The following is an 18,224-nucleotide window of genomic DNA, read 5'->3' on the forward strand; positions in this document are numbered from 1 at the left end:
GAAGTTATCCAAGGTTTGTTGCTGTGTGTGTCAGCCATATCAGGCGGCGCGCGAGGCCTTTCGCTGCATCGCGGCGGCGATCTTCAGGTCTTCGACAAAGCGCTGATATTCCAGCGCCTTCGCTTCGGGATCGGGTAGCCGCAGCAGATAGGACGGGTGCACCGTCACCAGAGCCTTGCGCCCGTCGGGCAGGTCTATGAGCCGGCCGCGGGTCTTGCCCACAGGCGTGATCTTGCCAAACACGCTTTGCGCCGCGGTCGCGCCCATCGCCACGATGAGCTCGGGCTGGATTGCCGAAACTTCCCGCTCGTACCATTGCCGGCACGCTTTGATCTCCGGCGTCGCCGGTTTCTGATGCAGGCGGATTTTTCCGCGCGGCACGAATTTGAAGTGCTTGACGGCATTGGTGACGTAGACCTTCTCACGATTGACGCCGGCTTCGGCGAGCGCGCGATCGAGCATCTGGCCGGCCGGACCGACGAAGGGATGGCCGGCGAGGTCTTCCTTGTCGCCGGGCTGCTCGCCGACCAGCATGATGGTGGCGTTGTCAGGGCCTTCGCCGAACACGGTTTGCGTCGCGTCCTTGTAGAGCGGGCAGGCGCGGCAATGCGCGGCTTCCTCGCGAAGCGCGTCGAGATCGTTGGTTGCGGGTCTGCGTATCATCGGAGCCTCCGGCCGCCTCTGAGGCTTGTGCGGATCGGTTGCGGCGTTGGCGATCATAGCACCGGTCATGCGCTCGGCGTCCTCGATTAAGGGCTTAATGATCGAGGCCTCGGGCAGGTTCCTCCAGTATTTCTTCGGCATCTCCGTCTGCATCGCCTTCACCTTCAAGCGCGCCGGGTTGAAGATGCTGGCGTAATAGCTCCGCCAGGTTTCCTCCAGCCGGTCTTCGCCCGGAGCCTCGCTCTTGCTCACGCCCGGTGTGAACGAGAGCGCGTGGCCGTCCCAATGCGCGCAGAGATCCGGCGTCAGGATCGACCAGGGCATGTCGGCAAAGCGTTTTGCGAAGAACGGCGCGGCGAGCTCGACGATGTGATGCTCCGGCTCGAACCAGGCGACGTAATGCGCTGATCGCTCGCGGCCGATCTCGCGAAAGCGCACGAAGGCGTGCATCTTGTGCTCGTCGCGATGAACCGCGCGCGCCATCGCCGTGACCTGCCCAACATCGGAGTCGGTCGCGACCTCGATGAGGTCGTGGTTGTCTCTCAATCGCCAGAGCAGGCGATAGAGGATTGCAAAGCGCTCGGGATCGCGATGCAGGATTGCCGATTTTGCGAGGTCGACGAATTTGCCTGATACGCTGAAGGTGCCCTCGTTGACCTCGAGGATCGGAGACGGCGCGGGCGGTGCGAACAAATCGGCTTCGCCGCCTTGCACGGTCCAGGTGACATCGGTGGGCTGCACATGACCAAGCACGAGCGTGCGTGCGGCTGTGCGCCAGCCGTCGAAATCGGTTTCGGTGTCGAGAATGATGTACTGCATCAGAAGCCAAACCCCAATTGTGTTGCCTTCGGCTTGAACCGTTCGATCAGGCCGGCGGCATCGAGACGATGCGGCGATGGACGGTGATCGCTGAGGATGATGAACGGCAGCGCCTTGTGCTTGGGCACATGCAGCCGCGCGAGATCGGAGAGGCGGATCGTGGTGGTGCGCCGCGTTGCGATGATGCGTTCGACTGCCCTGGTGCCGAAGCCCGGCACGCGCAGCAGCTCCTCGCGGCTGGCGCGGTTGACGTCGAGGGGGAAGCGGTCGCGATGGCGGAGCGCCCAGGCGAGTTTCGGGTCGATGTCGAGCGGCAGCATCGCGCTGTCTTCGACGATCTCGCCGACATCGAAGCCGTAGAACCGCATCAGCCAGTCGGCCTGATAGAGCCGGTGCTCGCGCAGCAGTGGCGGCTGCACCAGAGGCAATGCGCGGCTGGCGTCAGGGATCGGGCTGAAGGCGGAGTAATAGACGCGTCGCAGCCGGTAGGAGCCGTAGAGATTGGCGCTGGTGTGGAGGATGGTGTGATCGGACGCCGCGTCGGCGCCCACGATCATCTGCGTGCTTTGTCCCGCCGGCGCGAAACGCTGCGGTTTTGCCTTTGTTTTTGCCGTGCGGTCTTCCTCGGCCTCGTCCAGCTTCAGCCGCAACCGGCCCATGGTGCGGCGGATCGCACGGACGTCTTTCTCCGGCGCGAATTGTTGCAGGCTCGCCGCTTCGGGCATTTCGATGTTGATGGAGAGACGATCGGCATATTTGCCGGCTTCCGCGATCAGCGCGTCATCGGCCTCGGGAATGGTCTTGAGATGGATGTAGCCGCGGAAGTGATGCTCCTCGCGCAGTTTTCGCGCGACGCTGACGACTTGCTCCATGGTGTAGTCGGGGCTGCGAATGATGCCGGAGGAAAGGAACAGGCCTTCGATGTAATTGCGCCGGTAGAAATCGAGCGTCAGCTTGACCACCTCGTTGATGGTGAAGCGGGCGCGCGGTATGTTCGAGGAGGCGCGGTTGACGCAATAAAGGCAGTCGTAATTGCAGGCGTTGGTGAGCAGCACCTTGAGCAGCGAGATGCAGCGTCCGTCCGGCGCGTAGGAATGGCAGATGCCCATGCCAGGCGCGGTCGAGCCCATGCCCTTGCCGTCGCTGGAATCCCGCTTCTCGGTGCCGCTGGAAGCGCAGGAGGCGTCGTATTTGGCGGCGTCAGCCAGGATCTCCAGCTTGCGTTGTACGTCCATTATTGAATCCCTTTGATTCCGCTGGTGAATCCGACGGAGCGCCAATTCGGTTGACTCCCAGGGCACCGTTAGCTTTATATTAGAACATATCATGAACAAATGAGCCAGCCGCTGGTTCTCTTTTTGAGAGCTATCGGCAATCACCTCTGAAGGAGCGGCGAGCATGAGCGCACGCATGAGCGCGCTTGCGACCTTGCGCAGCCAGATCGAACGGATCGAGACGGCGGAGGTCGTGCACGATCACGACCGCGTCGCGCTCGGTCACGGCGAAGTGGACCACGCCTTGAAAGGCGGGCTCGCACGCGCGGCGATCCACGAGGTGTTTTGTGAGGGGCGCCAGGGGGCGGCCGCGACCGGCTTTGTCACCGGGCTTGCGGGCCGCGTGACGGCGCAGCGGCCGCTGCTGTGGGTGCGGCAGGATTTCTCGGAACCCGAGACCGGCGCGCTGTCGATGAGCGGGCTCGCCGAATTCGGCCTCGATCCGCGCCTGATGGTGATGGTGCGCGCGGCCGATGTCGAGAGCGCGCTGCGTACCTCGGCCGATGCGCTCGCTTGCGATGCGCTCGGCGCCGTCGTGCTGGAGTTCTGGGGCGAGACACGCCAGTTCGATCTGGTGGCGAGCCGTAAGCTGACGCTGGCGGCGCAATCGTCCGGCGTCACTGGCCTCTTGCTGCGGATGGCAGCGCAGCCGCTGCCCTCGACTGCGGAAACACGATGGATGTTGCGCGCGGCGCATTCGCCGCCGGATTCGGCATCAATGCCTGTGGCGCCTTGGGGCGTCTGGGGCGCACCGCGCTTCGATGTCGAGCTTTTGCGTAATCGTCATGGCCCGTGCGGCCGGTGGATCATGGAATGGAAATGTGATGAGTGCCAGTTCAGTGAACCGTCGGCGTATCCTCAGCCTGTGGCTGCCGCGCCTGCCCATCGACCGGATCCAGCGGTTCCTCAACAGCGCCGGGCTGGGTAGGAATAACAATGGTCCCAGCATTATCGTCATCAAGGAGAACAATGCACTGGTGATCCATGCGCTGGATGAAGCCGCCGAGCGCCTCGGTCTGCATATTGGTCAGCCGCTCGCGAATGCCCGGGCGATGTGTCCGGATTTAAAAGTGTTCGACGCCGATGTCGTGGCCGACGCGAAGACGCTCAGCGACATCGCCGATTGGTGCGACCGCTTCACGCCTCTGGTGGCGCTCGATCCGCCGCACGGGCTGTTTCTCGACATCACCGGCTGCGCGCATCTGTTTGGCGGCGAAGCCGCGCTGTTGCGGACGCTGGTTCGCGCGCTGGGGCGCCAGGGCTTTGCCGTCAGCGCGGCGATTGCCGGCACCTCGGTCTGCGCGCGCACGCTGACGCGGCAGGCGTCCGGCACCATCGTCGCCGATGGCGAGGAGGCGGCGGCGATCGACCGGTTTCCGGTGTCCGCGCTCGGTGCGAACGAGGCGATCACCGCCGGCCTGCGCCGTGCCGGGCTGAAAACCATCGGCGATGTCGCCTCGCGCAACCCGAGTGAAATCACGGCGCGGTTCGGCGCGCGATTCTCCACGCTGCTTGCGCATGCGCTGGGGCAAGGCGATGCGCCGATCAGCCCGCGCAAGCCGCTGCCCGACTACATCGTCGAAAAACGCTTCGCCGAGCCGATCGCGACCGACACCATAATCGCGATGACGCTGTCGCGGCTGGCGGACACATTGATCGCGTCCATGGAGAAGCAGGGCAAGGGCGCGCGCCGCCTGGAAGCCGCGTTCTTCCGCACCGACGGCGTGGTGCGCGCGATCATGGTCGAGACCGGCCGTCCGGTGACGCAAAGCAAAGTCATCGACCGGCTGTTCCGCGAGCGTCTTGACGCGCTTGCCGACCCCTTCGATCCCGGCTTTGGTTTCGACATGGTGCGGCTGTCGGCGAGCCGCACCGAGATCGTGGTGCAGGAGCAGCGCGATCTCGATGCCCATGTCCACGACAATGACGAGCTCGCCGCGCTGATCGACCGCATCGCCGCACGCATCGGCGGAAAGCGCGTCGTCGTGCACCTGCCGCAGGATACGCACATCCCCGAGCAGGCGGTGCTGGCCGCGCCCGCGCAGCATCATCTCGCGGCAGCCATGCAGGCCGAATGGCCTGATCGTGCCGAGAGTGAGCCGCCGCTGCGCCCCTTAAGGCTGTTCGATAAGCCGGAGCCGGTCACCGTGCCGTTCGCGACCGTGCCTGACGGCCCGCCGCATCAATTCACCTGGCGCCGCGCGAAACATGCGGTGGTGCGGGTGGAGGGGCCTGAGCGCATCGCGATGGAATGGTGGCGGCAGGACGGCAAGCAGCTGACGCGGGATTATTTCCGCATCGAGGATGCCGAGGGCCTGCGCTTCTGGATTTTTCGCGACGGTCTTTACGAGGGAGAGGTATTCGACGCCGACGGCAAGTCCGCTCCGCCCCGCTGGTATGTGCACGGTCTCTTCGCATGATGACGCCTGCTTATGCCGAGATCGGGATCACCACCAATTTCTCCTTCCTGCGCGGCGGCTCTGATCCGCGCGCCTATGTGCATCAGGCCAGCAAGCTCGGCATTCCCGTGATCGGGATTGCCGATCACAACTCGCTCGCCGGCGTGGTGCGGGCCTGGAAGGAGCTCGACAATGACAAGGTGCTGCATAAACCTAAATTGCTGGTCGGCGCGCGCATCGTCTTCATCGACGGCACGCCCGATATCTTCGTCTATCCGCGCGACCGCGCCGCCTATGGCCGGCTGTGCCAGCTGCTGACCCAGGGTAAACGCGGCGATGACATCACGCGGATCGAGAAAGGTGAGTGCCATCTCAGCTTCGCCGATCTGCTGGAATTTTCGGAAGGCCAGCTCCTGGTCCTGACGCTGCCGCATCGCTTCGATGATGCGCAGGTGCTGGATGTGCTTGCAAAACTAAAATCAAGCCGCGCCGACGGCGTGTGGCTTGCGGCGAGCCTGGTGTATCGCGGCGACGACCGCCGCCGCCTGGCGCGGCTCGACGATCTCGCCGCCAAGGCAGGAGTGCCGCTGCTTGCGACCAACGAGGTGCTCTACCACGATCCCGGTCGCCGCCCGCTTCAGGACGTGCTCACCTGTATCCGGGAAAAGACCACGATCGAGGCGGTCGGGCGCAAGCTGGAAGCCAATGCCGAGCGCTTCCTGAAGACGCCTCGCGAAATGTCCCGGCTGTTTCGCGATGTCCCTGAAGCGATCGCGGAGACCATGCGCTTTGCGGGAATGATCGAGTTCTCCCTCGACCAGCTCAGATATCAATATCCTGATGAGCCGGTGCCGCCGGGCAAGACCGCGCAGGGGCATCTGGAGGATCTGACCTGGGCGGGCGTCGACACATATTTCGGCGGCAAGATCGACGACAAGCTGCGCGCCACGCTCGAGAAGGAGCTCGCGCTGATATCAGAGCTGAAATACGCGCATTACTTCCTCACCGTGCATGACATCGTCCATTACGCGCGCAGCCAGAACATTCTGTGCCAGGGGCGTGGATCGGCAGCGAATTCGGCCGTCTGCTACGTGCTCGGCATCACCTCGGTCGATCCGACCAAGGTTGATCTCCTGTTCGAGCGTTTCATCTCCAAGGAGCGGCTGGAGCCGCCTGACATCGACGTCGATTTCGAGCATTCGCGGCGCGAGGAGGTGATGCAATATGTCTATCGCCGATACGGCCGCCACCGTGCTGCGATCATCGCCACCATCATCCATTATCGTCCGCGCAGCGCCATCCGCGATGTCGGCAAGGCGCTGGGCCTGACCGAGGACGTCACCGCCGCGCTCGCCGACACCGTCTGGGGCAGCTGGGGCAAGGGCCTCAACGACATGCAGGTCCGGCAGGCCGGGCTCGATCCCCAAAATCCCATGATCAACCTCGCGGTCGAGCTGGCCACCGAGCTGATCGAATTCCCGCGCCATCTCTCCCAGCATGTCGGCGGCTATGTGCTGACGCAGGACCGGCTCGACACCTACGTGCCGATCGGCAATGCCGCGATGGACGACCGCACTTTCATCGAATGGGACAAGGACGACGTCGATGCACTCAACATGATGAAGGTCGATGTGCTTGCGCTCGGCATGCTGACCTGCATCAGGAAGTGTTTTGATCTGATCGCGGATCACAAAGGGAAACGCTACGTGTTGGCGAGCGTCCCGCAGGACGATCCCAAGGTTTACGACATGCTGTGCGCTGGGGAGTCGCTCGGCGTCTTCCAGGTCGAGAGCCGCGCCCAGATGAACATGCTTCCGCGGCTGAAGCCGCGGACCTTCTACGATCTCGTCATCGAAGTCGCGATCGTGCGGCCGGGGCCGATCCAGGGCGACATGGTGCATCCTTATCTGCGCCGACGGAACGGCCTGGAGAAGGTGGCCTATCCCTCGCCATCATCAGAGCATGGTCCCGCGGACGAGCTCTACAAGGTGCTGCACAAGACCAAGGGCGTGCCCCTGTTCCAGGAGCAGGCGATGCGCATCGCAATCGAGGCGGCAAAATTCACTCCCGAGGAGGCCAACGGCCTGCGCCGCTCGATGGCGACCTTCCGCAATGTCGGCACCATCGGCCAATACGAGGAGAAGCTGATCGGCAACATGGTCGCGCGCGGCTACGATGCCAATTTCGCCAGAAGCTGCTTTGACCAGATCAAGGGCTTTGGCTCCTACGGCTTCCCGGAGAGCCATGCCGCGAGCTTTGCACAGCTCGTCTACATCTCCTCATGGCTGAAATATCATCACCCGGATGCATTCTGCTGCAGCCTTTTGAACTCGCAGCCAATGGGCTTTTACGCCCCGGCACAGATCGTCGGCGACGCCCGCAAGAACGGTGTCGAGGTGCGCGAGATCGATGTCTCCTACAGCTTTGCGCAGAACACGCTGGAGAATACGGACGGAAGATATTGCGCAGTCCGTCTCGGCTTTCGCCAGATCGACGGCTTTCACTGGCTGGATGAGGATGAGGAAGAACTCAAGAGGCAGCAGGCGGAGAGGCAAGGAAAAGAATATGTCGGTCAGAAGGACTGGGCCGATCTTATCATCGATGCCCGCAACCTCGGTCCCTTCACCTCGCTCGAAGATTTTGCCCGCGACACCGGCCTGCCCAAGCGTGCGCTGATCCTGCTGGCGGATGCCGACGCATTCCGCTCGCTCGGGCTCGACCGCCGCGAGGCGCTGTGGCAGGTGCGGCGGCTGCCTGATGATGTGGCGCTGCCGCTGTTCGAAGCGGCCACCGCACGCGAACAGCCGGACGAGCACGCCAAGCCATTGCCCGTGATGCCGCGCGCCGAACAGGTCGTTGCCGATTACCAGACCATCCGGCTGTCGCTTAAAGGCCATCCGATGGAATTTTTGCGCGAGATGTTTTCGCGCGAGCGGATCGTCGCCTGCAAGGAGATCAGCCATGAGAACGAGCGGCGCCGCGTCCGTTGCGCCGGCGTGGTGCTGGTGCGGCAGCGGCCGGGCAGCGCCAGCGGCGTCGTGTTCATGACGCTGGAGGACGAAACCGGCATCGCCAATGTCGTGGTGTGGCCCAAGGTCATGGAGCAGTACCGCAAGGAGGTGATGGGCGCCCGCCTCATCGAGGTTCAGGGCTATATCCAGAGCAGCCCAGAGAAGGTGACGCATCTGATCGCGCAGCGGATGATCGACCGTTCGCACGATCTGGTCGGACTCGCCAATGATGCCCTGAGCCGCAAGCCTGCGGTGCCGGTAGGCGCCACCGGGGTCGAGCCGCTCAACGACGATCGCCGCGACCACGCCGATATGCCGGCGCAAAAAATCCGCCACCCCCGCAACGTCCGCATCCTGCCGCCGTCGCGGGATTTCCATTGAAGTGGCACGAGCAGCCGCAAGGTTTGGCTGATCCCAACGATCAATACGATTTGAATTAAGTCCCTAAGCAACCTGAAAGCGAGATGCGCCTATATCCTTGGTCGCGCCCGATTTGGACATGACGGGGTGATCTTGCAGGAACTGAAATCGCCGCCGCGATCGCGTGGCCTCGTCGTCGTCGTAAAGCCGGATCGGAGCCCCTCCCGCATCGATAGGCTGGGCCTCTGGTTCTCTAAGAGCAACACGATCGAGAGGCTTTGGATCGGGACGACCGAAAGCAAGCCTTACCCGGCGTTACGCCGCGTCGAAGAGGCCCTCCAGCTCATCAAGCGCCACGATGCGCTCAACTATTCCCGCATCACCCACAATCTCGACCGAATATGGGTGCATCTGCTCCCCAGCGCTCAGGCGCAATATGATCGATCACTGAACGCTTGCGCCCTCGATGAACGTTACGTTCTCAACGAGACAATGACGCTTGAGCGGATCGCCTCCACGATCGTCCATGAAGCGACCCATGCGCGGTTGGAGGGATGCGGGATTATCTATGAAGAAAAAAGCCGCTATCGGATCGAAGCGGTCTGTCTCCGGCGCGAGCTTAACTTCCTCAAGAAGCTGCCTGACACCGGGCTCATCCAGGATGAAATCGCTCGTACATTGGCGTGGTGCGAAAACGACCAAACCTACTTTTCCGACGCCAGTTTTCGGAGCCGCGAAGACGAGGGCCAGATTGATACATTGCGCTATTTGAAAACGCCGAACTGGCTCGTGCAATTTGCAGTGCGGCTCATTCGCCGGCTTTCGCGTGTATCCGCACCTTAAGCGTCTGCGAAGCGTGAAGCAATGACGAGTTTGTCGAGCGATCTCGCGCCGCACTCTCAGTCGTCATACCCCGCGAAAGCGGGGTATCCAGTACGCCGTGGCTTCTCGATTCAATCACAGCCGCCTCGGAAATACTGGATCGCCCGGTTGAAGCCGGGCGATGACAGTGTGCCCTTAAAAATTCACCCGGTTCGAGATCGCCCCATCCACGATCAGATTGGCGCCGGTCGTGAACGACGAGGCCGGGCTGGCCAGAAACACCGCGGCGTTGGCGATCTCCTGTGGCGTCGCCATGCGTCCCGTCGGATTGCGCTTCATCGCGTCGTTGTAGCGCTCGGGCATGTTCTTCTCGATCATGTTCCAGACGCCGCCCTTGAAATAGACGGTGCCGGGCGACACGACATTCACGCGGATCTTCTTCTTTGCGTATTGCCGCGCCAGTCCCTTTGCCATGTGGATCAGCGCTGCCTTGATCGGGCCATAGGAGCTGGCGATATCGGCCTGCGCCGCCGAGATCGAGGAGATGATGACGAAGGCGGCATCGCCGCTCTTTTCGCCGCTGGCTTCCAGGAACGGCCGCGCCGCGTCGAACGCATGCACGGCGCCGAGCACGTCGAGCCGGAAATTCTGCTCCCATGATGCGGGATCGTGGCCTTGCGCCATGGCGCCGGCATTGGCGAACAGCAGGTCGATGCCGCCGAGCTCCTTGGCCGCGCCCTCGACCCACGCCTTCAGCGCCGCGCCGTCGGTGATGTCGACCGTGCCGCCGGTGGCGCTGACACCGCTCGCTTTCAGTTCGGCCACGGTGGCTGCGACCTGTTCCGCGTTGCGTGCGCACACCGCGACGTTGCTGCCTTCGCCGGCCAGCGTTCCCGCAATCGCCCGCCCAATGCCGCGCGTACCGCCGAGCACGACGGCGTTCTTTCCCTTGAGACCGAGATCCATTGTTCGGTTTTCCTTTTTGATGTCGTCATTTTTGTTGGTCGTAACGAGTGTAGCCGTGGAGGCGGAGAAAGTCCTCCCCTCACTCCGGCGCAGCTCCCACCGGCGGGCCGCCGGGCGGGCGGTGCAGGAAGGTCAGCGATGCATAGGCGCCGGCCCAGGAGCCCATCGCGGCGAATGCGACATAGAAGGCGTTTTCGGTGTAGCTGATCACGGCATAGGACGAGAGCAGATACCAGACCGCGCTCCAGTTCGCGGCCGGCACCCGCTTGCGTGCGATGACGGCCGAGGTGAACATGACATAGACCGCGTCGGTTGCCGCCGTTGCGATGAACACGGCGCCTGCGGTGAGGGGATCGATGGCGGCCATTGCATTCCTTCTTGTGCTGATGAATGGTCGCGAAAACGTAAGGGAGAGAAGCGGCCATGCAAAGCCCCTCCGATATTCTCAAAGATATCTGGACCTCCGCCGGCGGCGATGCAACCGCGCTCGCACGCGTGCATTTGACCGGCGAGGAGCCGCAGATCCCGTCCTCCTTTCGCGTGGCCGTCGCCGGGCAGGCGACGATTGCCGCCGCAGGTCTCGCCGCCGCCGAAATCTGGAGGTTGCGCAGCGGTGAGACGCAGGACGTGACCGTCGACATGCGCCACGCCGTTGTCGAATGCCGCTCGGAGCGCTATCTGCGCCTCGACGACAAGCCGCCGCCACCGGCCTGGGACGCGATCGCAGGCGTCTACAAGACCGGCGACAACCGTTTCGTCCGTTGCCACACCAATTTTAGGCATCACCGCGACGCGGTCTGTAAGGTGCTCGGCTGCGAGGCGGAGCGCGAGAAGGTGCAGGCCGCACTGATGCAGTGGAAGGGGGAGGATTTTGAAACGGCGGCCTATGCGGCCGGCGGCGTCGTTGCGCTGATGCGCTCTTACGATGAATGGTCCGCGCTGCCGCAGGCACGTGCACTTGCGGATCTTCCGCTGGTCTCGATCGAGAAGATCGGCGATGCCCCGCCAAAGCCATGGCCGCAAGGATGCTCGACCTGCGATCGTCCGCTCGCAGGTCTGCGCGTGCTTGATCTCTCCCGCGTCATCGCAGGTCCCGTCGCGGGCCGTACGCTCGCTGCGCACGGCGCGGATGTGCTGTTGGTGTCAGGGCCGGAGCTGCCGGCCATTCCCTGGCTCACCATCGACACCGGCCGCGGCAAGCTCACCACCTTCATTGAGCTGAAGAGCGAGGCGGGCAGGGCGCAGCTGCGCGAGCTGCTGAAAGACGCCGATATCTTCTCTCAAGGCTACCGCCCACGCGCGCTTGCGGCCCTCGGCTTTTCGCCGGAGGAGGCGGCGCAGATCAATCCGGGCATCGTCTATGTCACGCTGTCGGCCTATGGCCATGCCGGCCTCTGGGCCGAGCGTCGCGGATTCGATTCACTGGTGCAGACCACGACCGGCTTCAACCATGCGGAAGGGAAGGCCGCCGGCATCGATGGTCCGAAGGAATTGCCGGCGCAGATGCTCGACCACGCCACCGGCTACCTGATGGCGTTCGGCGCGATGATGGCCAAGGCGCGCCAGGCCCGTGAAGGCGGCAGCTGGCACGTGCGCGTGTCGCTGGCGCAGACCGGACGCTGGCTGTGGAATCTCGGTCGGCTCGATGACGGCCTCAACACGCCGGATCTTGCGGTCGAGGCCATACATGCTGCGTTCATGGAAACAGTGTCATCTGGCTTCGGTACGCTGACCGCGGTGCGCCATTCAGCAGCGCTGTCGAAGACGCCGGCACGATGGAGCCGTCCGGCGATGCCGCTCGGCAGCCATCCGCCGCAATGGCCGTCGCAAAGCTGACGTGAAGCTGACGTGTCGCAAATTTTTAACGCAAACCGAAGGACGCACAGCGTTTTTTAGGTTGTTTGAAATCCCAATTCGGCACTATTAGCGCGACCGATGAGGCAGCCGTCTGCCGAGATCGTCGCAGACATGACCGGGCCCCATGGTAGCTGAAAATACCAAGCGATTGCAGGTGCTTACAAAACGGCGGGTGATCACATCCGTAGTTTTACTGGCGCTTGCCGGGGCTGGCGCCTACGGCGTCCTGTTTGCCGGGGCTAAGGAGAAGAAGCACTCCGAAGTCTCCAGCCAGTCGCGCAAGAACGCCCAGAATTTCAAGCCGTCACCGTCCGAATGGGCGACGCTGACGATCGAGCCGGTTAACGACAAGGCCTTCCGCGCGGAATACGTCACCGAGGGTAAAGTTGCCGTCGATGAAGACCGCTCGACGCCGGTGTTCTCGCCCTATGCGGGCCGGGTGACCAAGCTGCTGGCCAAGCCCGGCGAGAGCGTGACCCAGGGTCAACCGCTGTTCAAGATCGAGGCCGCCGACACCGTGCAGGCCCAGAACGATTTCATCACGGCGATGACGTCTCAGAACAAGGCAAGGTCGGCGCTCGAGCTTGCCGACATCCAGTACCGGCGCGCCAAGGATCTCTACGAAGGCCGTGCCATCCCACTCAAGGATTATCAGCAGGCGGAAGCGACCCAGGTCCAGGCGCAGAACGACATGCGCTCCGCGGTGACGGCGCTGGAGGCCGCAAACAACAAGCTTCACATTCTCGGTTTCAGCGACGACGCCATCAAGACCTTCCAGGACAAGGGCGCCATCAATCCAGAAATCACGATCTACGCGCCGCTCTCTGGCACGGTCGTGCAGCGCAAGATCGGCCCGGGGCAATATGTCAGCGCCGGCGCCAGCGATCCGGTGTTCGTGATCGGCGATCTCTCCACGGTCTGGCTCACCGCCTTCGTGCGCGAAAGCGACGCCGCCCAGGTCAACGTCGGGCAGGACATCAGCGTCAACGTGATGGCGCTGCCGGGCCGCCCCCTGACCGCCAAGATCAACTACGTCGCCGCTGCGATCGATCCCAACACTCGCCGCCTGCTGGTCCGTGCGACCATCGACAACAAGGACGGCCTGCTCAAGCCGGAAATGTTCGCTAACGTCACGATCTACTCGGCCGGCGACCGCGCGGCGCCTGCAGTGCCGAAGCAGGCGCTGATCTACGAAGGTGACCAGGTCCGTATCTGGGTCGCGCGTGAAGACAAGTCGGTCGAGCTCCGCCAGATCAAGATCGGCCTCATCAATGGTAACCTCGTCGAAGTGACCAACAACCTGAAGCCCGGCGAACAGATCGTCGTCAAAGGCAGTCTGTTCATCGACCGCGCGGCGTCCGGTAGCTGATCGGCGAGCCCCAAGAAACTGCGAAAAACCTGAATGGACCGTCTCGTCGCCCTTGCCGTCAATCGGCGCTTCCTGATGGTCGGCATGTTCGTCGCCGTGTTCATCGGCGGCCTGATTGCGTTCAACCAGCTCAACATCGAGGCCTATCCGGATCCGACCCCGCCGATGGTCGACATCGTCACCCAGAGCCCCGGCCTGTCGGCGGAAGAGATCGAGCGCTACATCACGATCCCGATCGAGACCCAGGTCGCGGGCCTGAAGAACCTGACGACCATTCGCACCATCTCTCTCTACGGCCTCTCCGACGTCAAACTGCAGTTCTCCTTCGCCTACACCTATGAAGAGGCGTTGCAGCAGGTCTTGAATCGTCTGGCGCAGCTCGCGCCACTGCCGGGCAACGTGCAGCCGCAGATCTCTCCGCTGAGCCCGATCGGTGAAATCTTCCGCTATCGCCTGGTCGGCCCGCCGAACTACAGCGTCCTCGACCTCAAGACCATCCAGGACTGGATCCTGCAGCGCCGCTTCCGCGCCGTGCCCGGCGTCATCGACGTCACGGGCTGGGGCGGCAAGAGCAAGACCTATGAGCTCGAGGTCGACAACAACAAGCTGGTCGCCAACGGCCTGACGCTCCCGCAGCTGCTCCAGGCGGTCAGCAATTCCAACGTCAATGTCGGCGGCAACACCGTCAATATCGGCCAGCAATCGGCCGTGGTGCGCGGTGTCGGCCTGATCAAGTCGATCGACGACCTCGCCAACACCATGGTTGCCCAGACCAACGGCAATCCGGTGCTGGTGAAGGACGTCGCCACCGTCACCGTCGGCCAGAAGCCGCGCCTCGGCATCGCCGGTCTCGACGATTCCGACGACATTGTGCAGGGTATCGTGTTGATGCGTCGCGGCGAGCAGAGCACGCCCACCATCAATCGCGTCGAGCAGCTCGTCAATCAGATCAACGGCTCGACCATCCTGCCGCCGGGCGTACGCATCGAGCGCATCTACGACCGCAAGGACCTGATCGACCTCACGACCCACACGGTGCTGCACAACATGGTGGTGGGCATCCTGCTGATCGTGCTGCTGCAGTGGATCTTCCTTGGGGATCTGCGCAGCGCGCTGATCGTCGGCGCCACGATTCCGTTCGCGCTGTTCTTCGCCGTGATCATCCTGGTGCTGCGCGGGGAGTCGGCCAACCTGCTCTCGGTCGGTGCCATCGATTTCGGCCTGATCGTGGATGCCACCGTCATCATGGTCGAGGCGATCTTCCGTCGCCTGACACAGACCACGCCACCGACGGAATCCGAGCAGATGTCGCAAGAGACCCTGTTCGGCATGAAGAGCCACGCCATTCTCAGCGCCGCGGCCGACGTCTCGCGCTCGATCTTCTTTGCCGCCGCCATCATCATCGCGGCCTTCCTGCCGCTGTTCACGCTGTCCGGCGTCGAGGGCAACATCTTCGGACCGATGGCGCGCACCTATGCCTACGCGCTCGCCGGCGGCCTGCTCGCGACATTCACCGTCACGCCTGCGCTGTCCGCGATCATCCTGCCCGCACATGTCCATGAGACCGAGACCAAGGTCATGCTGATCCTGCACCGGCTCTACATGCCGTTGCTGAACTGGGCCGTCGCTAATCGCGCCATCATGCTCGGTGCCGCGGTCGGCCTCGTGCTGATGACGGTTGCGCTCAGCCGGCTACTCGGCCTCGAATTCCTGCCCAAGCTCGAAGAGGGCAATCTCTGGATCCGCGCCACGCTGCCGCCGACCATCTCGCTGCAGGAAGGCAACACCTACGTCAACGAGATGCGCAAGCTGATCCGCGCCCGGCCCGAGGTCGAGTCCGTGGTGTCGCAGCACGGTCGTCCGGACGACGGTACCGACGCCGCCGGCTTCTTCAACGCCGAGTTCTTCGCGCCGCTGAAGCCGGCGAGCGAGTGGCCCGGCACGCATGACAAGGAAGAGCTGACCGCGGAGCTGCTCAAGCAGCTCGACGATCGCTTCCCCGGCGTCGAGTTCAACTTCTCGCAATATCTCCAGGACAACGTCTCCGAAGCCGTCTCCGGGGTGAAGGGCGAAAACTCGATCAAGCTGTTCGGCAACGATCTTCAGGCGTTGACCGACACCGCCAACAAGATCAAGTCGGTGCTGTCGACGGTGCAGGGCATCACGGACCTCGCGGTCTTCACCTCCTTGGGGCAGCCGACCGTGCAGATCGACATCGACCGTGCCAAGGCCGCGCGCTACGGCCTTGCGCCTGGCGACATCAACGCCACCATCAAGGTCGCGATCGGCGGCGACACCGCGGGCGATCTCTACGAGCCCGGAAGCGACCGCCACTTCCCGATCATCGTTCGTCTGGCGCCGGAGTACCGCCGCAGCGCCGAGGCGATCCAGAACATCCGGATCGGGGCGCCGGGCCCGAGCGGCTCCGTCACGCAGATTCCGCTGAGCGAGGTCGCCAATATCAGCCTGGTCTCGGGTGCGGCCTACATCTATCGCGAGCAGCAGGAGCGCTATCTGCCGATCAAGTTCTCGGTGCGTGAACGCGATCTCGGCAGCGCCATCCGCGAGGCGCAGCAGAAGATCGCCGACCAGGTGCAGCTGCCGCCTGGCTCGCACATGGAATGGGTCGGCGAGTTCGGCAATCTTCAGGACGCGATCCGGCGGTTGTCGATCGTGGTGCCGATCTCGCTGGCGCTCATCGGAATTCTGCTCTGGTTCAATTTTGGCTCGATGACCGACACGCTGCTCGCCATGAGCGTGATCCCGATGGCGATCTTCGGTGGCGTGCTCGGCCTCTTGATCACCGGCACGGCTTTCAGCGTCTCGGCGGCGATCGGGTTCATCGCCCTGTTCGGCATCGCCGTGATGGACGGCATCATCATCCTGTCGCAGTTCAACCAGCTGATTGATGAAGGTATGGACCGCCTCAGCGCGGTGATCCGCACCGGCGAGTTACAGCTCCGGCCTGTGTTGATGACCTGCGTCGTCGCCGGCGTCGGCCTGCTGCCGGCTGCTTTGTCCGGAGGCATCGGCTCGCAGGTGCAGAAGCCGCTCGCGGTCGTGGTCGTCACCGGCATGATGCTGGCGCCGATCGTGATCCTGGTGACGCTGCCGGTGCTGATCTCGTTCTTCTCGCGCCGTGCGCGCTGACGTCAAAAACCGTAGAGCCGCGCCGGATTGTCGACCAGGATCTTCTTGCGAACGCTTGCGTCGGGCTCCCATACCGGAAGCTGGTTGAGCAAGCGGCCATCGTCGATCTGGTGGAATGGTGCGATGTCGGTGGCCTTGCGGCCCGCGACTTGCGCCGAATCCGGATGCGGCCAGTCGGTGCCCCAGACGATGCGATCCGGGTTCGCGGAGATCAGCGCACGCGCATATGGCGCCACGTCCTGATAATCCGGCGCGAGGCTCGACGAGCGATAGGCGCCGGAGATCTTCACATAGACCTTGCCGGATTTGACGAGCGCGATGAGGTCGGCAAAGCCGGGCTGCTCGAGGCCGAGCGAGGCCTCGAGCCCGCCAAAGTGGTCGAACACGGCGGGCACCGGTGAATCCAGCACCAGATCCTTGATCGCCGAGATCATCGCCAGCGTGGTGTAAAGCTGCACATGCCAGCCGCGCGACGTCATGCGTTCGACGGCCGCCGTGAAGCGGGCACGCCCGACATCGGGATTGTTGACGCCGTCGGTCGCGAGGTTGATGCGGATGCCGCGAAAGCCGTCCGCCTGCATCGCATCGAGCTCGTTCTCTGTCGTCTTGTCGTCGATCACGGCCACCCCGCGCGCGGTGGCGCCGCGCGCCTTCATCCCGAACAGGCTGGAGGAATTGTCGGTGCCGTAAACGCTTGGCGTGACGATCACGACGCGCTCGATATGCAGCGCCTTGTGCAGTGCCGCCATTTCCTCGGGGCTTGCAGGTCCGGGCGTATAGACGCGCCCGGCGAAAAACGGAAATCTCTCGACATCACCGTGGATGTGGGTGTGGCAGTCGCAGGCGTGGGCCGGCACGTCGAAATTGATCGGCGTCGCGGGTTGCGCTGCGCGCGCGTAAATCGTGTCGGTCATGGGGACTCCGGCGGCGAGGAAGGCGCCGGACGATATCACATCAGCCGGGCAGTCCCGTCACGTCGCCGCATAGCTGTTCGACCAGCTCTGCAACCGGCCGCGAACCGTCGACGCGTACGACCGGGCAGGGCAAACGAGCGAGCCACGCCTCATGTTTTGCGAGACTGCGGCCCTCGCGATCACCGGCTTCGTAGTGCGAGGCCCATTCGACGAACGACTCGGTCTCGTCATGACGCCAGCCGCCCTGCGCGACGGCATCGGCGCCGAAATGCGCAGCTTCGCGGGCCCGCAGTCGCTGCATACGAAGCTCGCGCGGCGTTGTCACATAGACGACGAGATCGAACAACGGGAAGAGTTCGTCCCCCCATCCGGTGACGGATCCGCTCAACACCCAGTCGAGGCGCGGCACGAACATCTCGTGCATCAGGCGCAGTCGGTCTGCGGCAGGGCGCGTCGTCTGGTAGGGCGGCGCCGTCGGCAGCCAGAAATAATCGTCGCTGTCGTGATGCGGCAGCGCCAGCCGATCGGCAAGCGCGCGGCCGAGCGTCGTCACGCCGGAGCCGGAAGCTCCCATCAGGTGGATGCGGCGGCTTTTCATCGGTGTCGGCCGGTAGATGTGA

The 18,224-nt window shown here is 63.5% G+C and carries 13 protein-coding genes; 7 read left to right on the plus strand and 6 right to left on the minus strand.

The window, feature by feature from the left end:
- Nucleotides 1-39: 39 nt before the first annotated feature.
- Both M2427_RS16960 and M2427_RS16965 read right to left on the minus strand, forming a co-directional pair.
- Nucleotides 40-1,482, minus strand: coding sequence for a UdgX family uracil-DNA binding protein (locus M2427_RS16960; RefSeq protein ID WP_280707584.1), 1,443 nt, complete (start codon nt 1,480-1,482; stop codon nt 40-42).
- On the minus strand, nt 1,482-2,717 hold the full coding sequence (locus M2427_RS16965; protein WP_280707585.1) for a putative DNA modification/repair radical SAM protein: 1,236 nt from the start codon (nt 2,715-2,717) through the stop codon (nt 1,482-1,484). The genes M2427_RS16960 and M2427_RS16965 overlap by 1 nt, the downstream gene beginning before the upstream one ends.
- A gap of 163 nt (nt 2,718-2,880) precedes the next feature.
- Between M2427_RS16965 and M2427_RS16970 the strand changes: the two genes are divergently transcribed.
- The 4 genes from M2427_RS16970 to M2427_RS16985 all read left to right on the plus strand — a co-directional run bounded on the left by M2427_RS16970 (nt 2,881) and on the right by M2427_RS16985 (nt 9,369).
- A complete protein-coding gene (locus M2427_RS16970; RefSeq protein WP_280707586.1) occupies nt 2,881-3,684 on the plus strand; it encodes a DNA repair protein in 804 nt (267 codons plus the stop codon).
- Complete coding sequence (locus M2427_RS16975; RefSeq protein ID WP_280707587.1) at nt 3,581-5,176, plus strand: DNA polymerase Y family protein; 1,596 nt, start codon at nt 3,581-3,583, stop codon at nt 5,174-5,176. The genes M2427_RS16970 and M2427_RS16975 overlap by 104 nt, the downstream gene beginning before the upstream one ends.
- Nucleotides 5,173-8,547, plus strand: coding sequence for an error-prone DNA polymerase (locus M2427_RS16980; RefSeq protein WP_280707588.1), 3,375 nt, complete (start codon nt 5,173-5,175; stop codon nt 8,545-8,547). Before M2427_RS16975 ends, M2427_RS16980 begins: the two co-directional genes overlap by 4 nt.
- Nucleotides 8,548-8,679: 132 nt before the next feature.
- On the plus strand, nt 8,680-9,369 hold the full coding sequence (locus M2427_RS16985; RefSeq protein WP_280707589.1) for a hypothetical protein: 690 nt from the start codon (nt 8,680-8,682) through the stop codon (nt 9,367-9,369).
- Nucleotides 9,370-9,543: 174 nt separating this feature from the next.
- Here the strand turns inward: M2427_RS16985 and M2427_RS16990 are convergent, their stop codons facing one another.
- Nucleotides 9,544-10,314, minus strand: coding sequence for an SDR family oxidoreductase (locus M2427_RS16990; protein WP_280707590.1), 771 nt, complete (start codon nt 10,312-10,314; stop codon nt 9,544-9,546).
- Nucleotides 10,315-10,393: 79 nt separating this feature from the next.
- Nucleotides 10,394-10,681 carry a hypothetical protein gene (locus M2427_RS16995; RefSeq protein ID WP_148752069.1) on the minus strand — a complete coding sequence of 96 codons (288 nt, stop codon included), beginning with the start codon at nt 10,679-10,681 and terminating at the stop codon, nt 10,394-10,396.
- Nucleotides 10,682-10,737: 56 nt separating this feature from the next.
- Between M2427_RS16995 and M2427_RS17000 the strand changes: the two genes are divergently transcribed.
- The 3 genes from M2427_RS17000 to M2427_RS17010 all read left to right on the plus strand — a co-directional run bounded on the left by M2427_RS17000 (nt 10,738) and on the right by M2427_RS17010 (nt 16,690).
- Nucleotides 10,738-12,150 carry a CoA transferase gene (locus M2427_RS17000; protein WP_280707591.1) on the plus strand — a complete coding sequence of 471 codons (1,413 nt, stop codon included), beginning with the start codon at nt 10,738-10,740 and terminating at the stop codon, nt 12,148-12,150.
- 145 nt (nt 12,151-12,295) lie between these two features.
- A complete protein-coding gene (locus tag M2427_RS17005) occupies nt 12,296-13,540 on the plus strand; it encodes an efflux RND transporter periplasmic adaptor subunit (RefSeq protein WP_280707592.1) in 1,245 nt (414 codons plus the stop codon).
- Between the two features lie 33 nt (nt 13,541-13,573).
- Complete coding sequence (locus tag M2427_RS17010) at nt 13,574-16,690, plus strand: CusA/CzcA family heavy metal efflux RND transporter (RefSeq protein WP_280707593.1); 3,117 nt, start codon at nt 13,574-13,576, stop codon at nt 16,688-16,690.
- A gap of 2 nt (nt 16,691-16,692) precedes the next feature.
- Here M2427_RS17010 and M2427_RS17015 read toward each other — a convergent pair whose 3' ends face one another.
- Together M2427_RS17015 and M2427_RS17020 are read right to left on the minus strand one after the other, a co-directional pair.
- On the minus strand, nt 16,693-17,604 hold the full coding sequence (locus M2427_RS17015; RefSeq protein ID WP_280707594.1) for an amidohydrolase family protein: 912 nt from the start codon (nt 17,602-17,604) through the stop codon (nt 16,693-16,695).
- A gap of 40 nt (nt 17,605-17,644) precedes the next feature.
- A complete protein-coding gene (locus M2427_RS17020) occupies nt 17,645-18,202 on the minus strand; it encodes a hypothetical protein (protein ID WP_280707595.1) in 558 nt (185 codons plus the stop codon).
- Between the last annotated feature and the right edge of the window lie 22 nt (nt 18,203-18,224).

It is taken from the genome of Bradyrhizobium sp. BR13661 (assembly GCF_029892425.1).
Classification (GTDB): Bacteria; Pseudomonadota; Alphaproteobacteria; order Rhizobiales; family Xanthobacteraceae; genus Bradyrhizobium.

Excerpts from the sequence above, each read along its gene's own strand:
- M2427_RS16965 (WP_280707585.1), bottom strand. The coding sequence starts at position 2,717 with ATGGACGTACAACGCAAGCTGGAGATCCTGGCTGACGCCGCCAAATAC.
- M2427_RS17010 (WP_280707593.1), top strand. The coding sequence starts at position 13,574 with ATGGACCGTCTCGTCGCCCTTGCCGTCAATCGGCGCTTCCTGATGGTC.
- M2427_RS16995 (WP_148752069.1), bottom strand. The coding sequence starts at position 10,681 with ATGGCCGCCATCGATCCCCTCACCGCAGGCGCCGTGTTCATCGCAACG.
- M2427_RS16970 (WP_280707586.1), top strand. The coding sequence starts at position 2,881 with ATGAGCGCACGCATGAGCGCGCTTGCGACCTTGCGCAGCCAGATCGAA.
- M2427_RS17005 (WP_280707592.1), top strand. The coding sequence starts at position 12,296 with ATGGTAGCTGAAAATACCAAGCGATTGCAGGTGCTTACAAAACGGCGG.
- M2427_RS16960 (WP_280707584.1), bottom strand. The coding sequence starts at position 1,482 with ATGCAGTACATCATTCTCGACACCGAAACCGATTTCGACGGCTGGCGC.
- M2427_RS16980 (WP_280707588.1), top strand. The coding sequence starts at position 5,173 with ATGATGACGCCTGCTTATGCCGAGATCGGGATCACCACCAATTTCTCC.
- M2427_RS16990 (WP_280707590.1), bottom strand. The coding sequence starts at position 10,314 with ATGGATCTCGGTCTCAAGGGAAAGAACGCCGTCGTGCTCGGCGGTACG.
- M2427_RS17000 (WP_280707591.1), top strand. The coding sequence starts at position 10,738 with ATGCAAAGCCCCTCCGATATTCTCAAAGATATCTGGACCTCCGCCGGC.
- M2427_RS17020 (WP_280707595.1), bottom strand. The coding sequence starts at position 18,202 with ATGAAAAGCCGCCGCATCCACCTGATGGGAGCTTCCGGCTCCGGCGTG.
- M2427_RS17015 (WP_280707594.1), bottom strand. The coding sequence starts at position 17,604 with ATGACCGACACGATTTACGCGCGCGCAGCGCAACCCGCGACGCCGATC.
- M2427_RS16975 (WP_280707587.1), top strand. The coding sequence starts at position 3,581 with ATGAGTGCCAGTTCAGTGAACCGTCGGCGTATCCTCAGCCTGTGGCTG.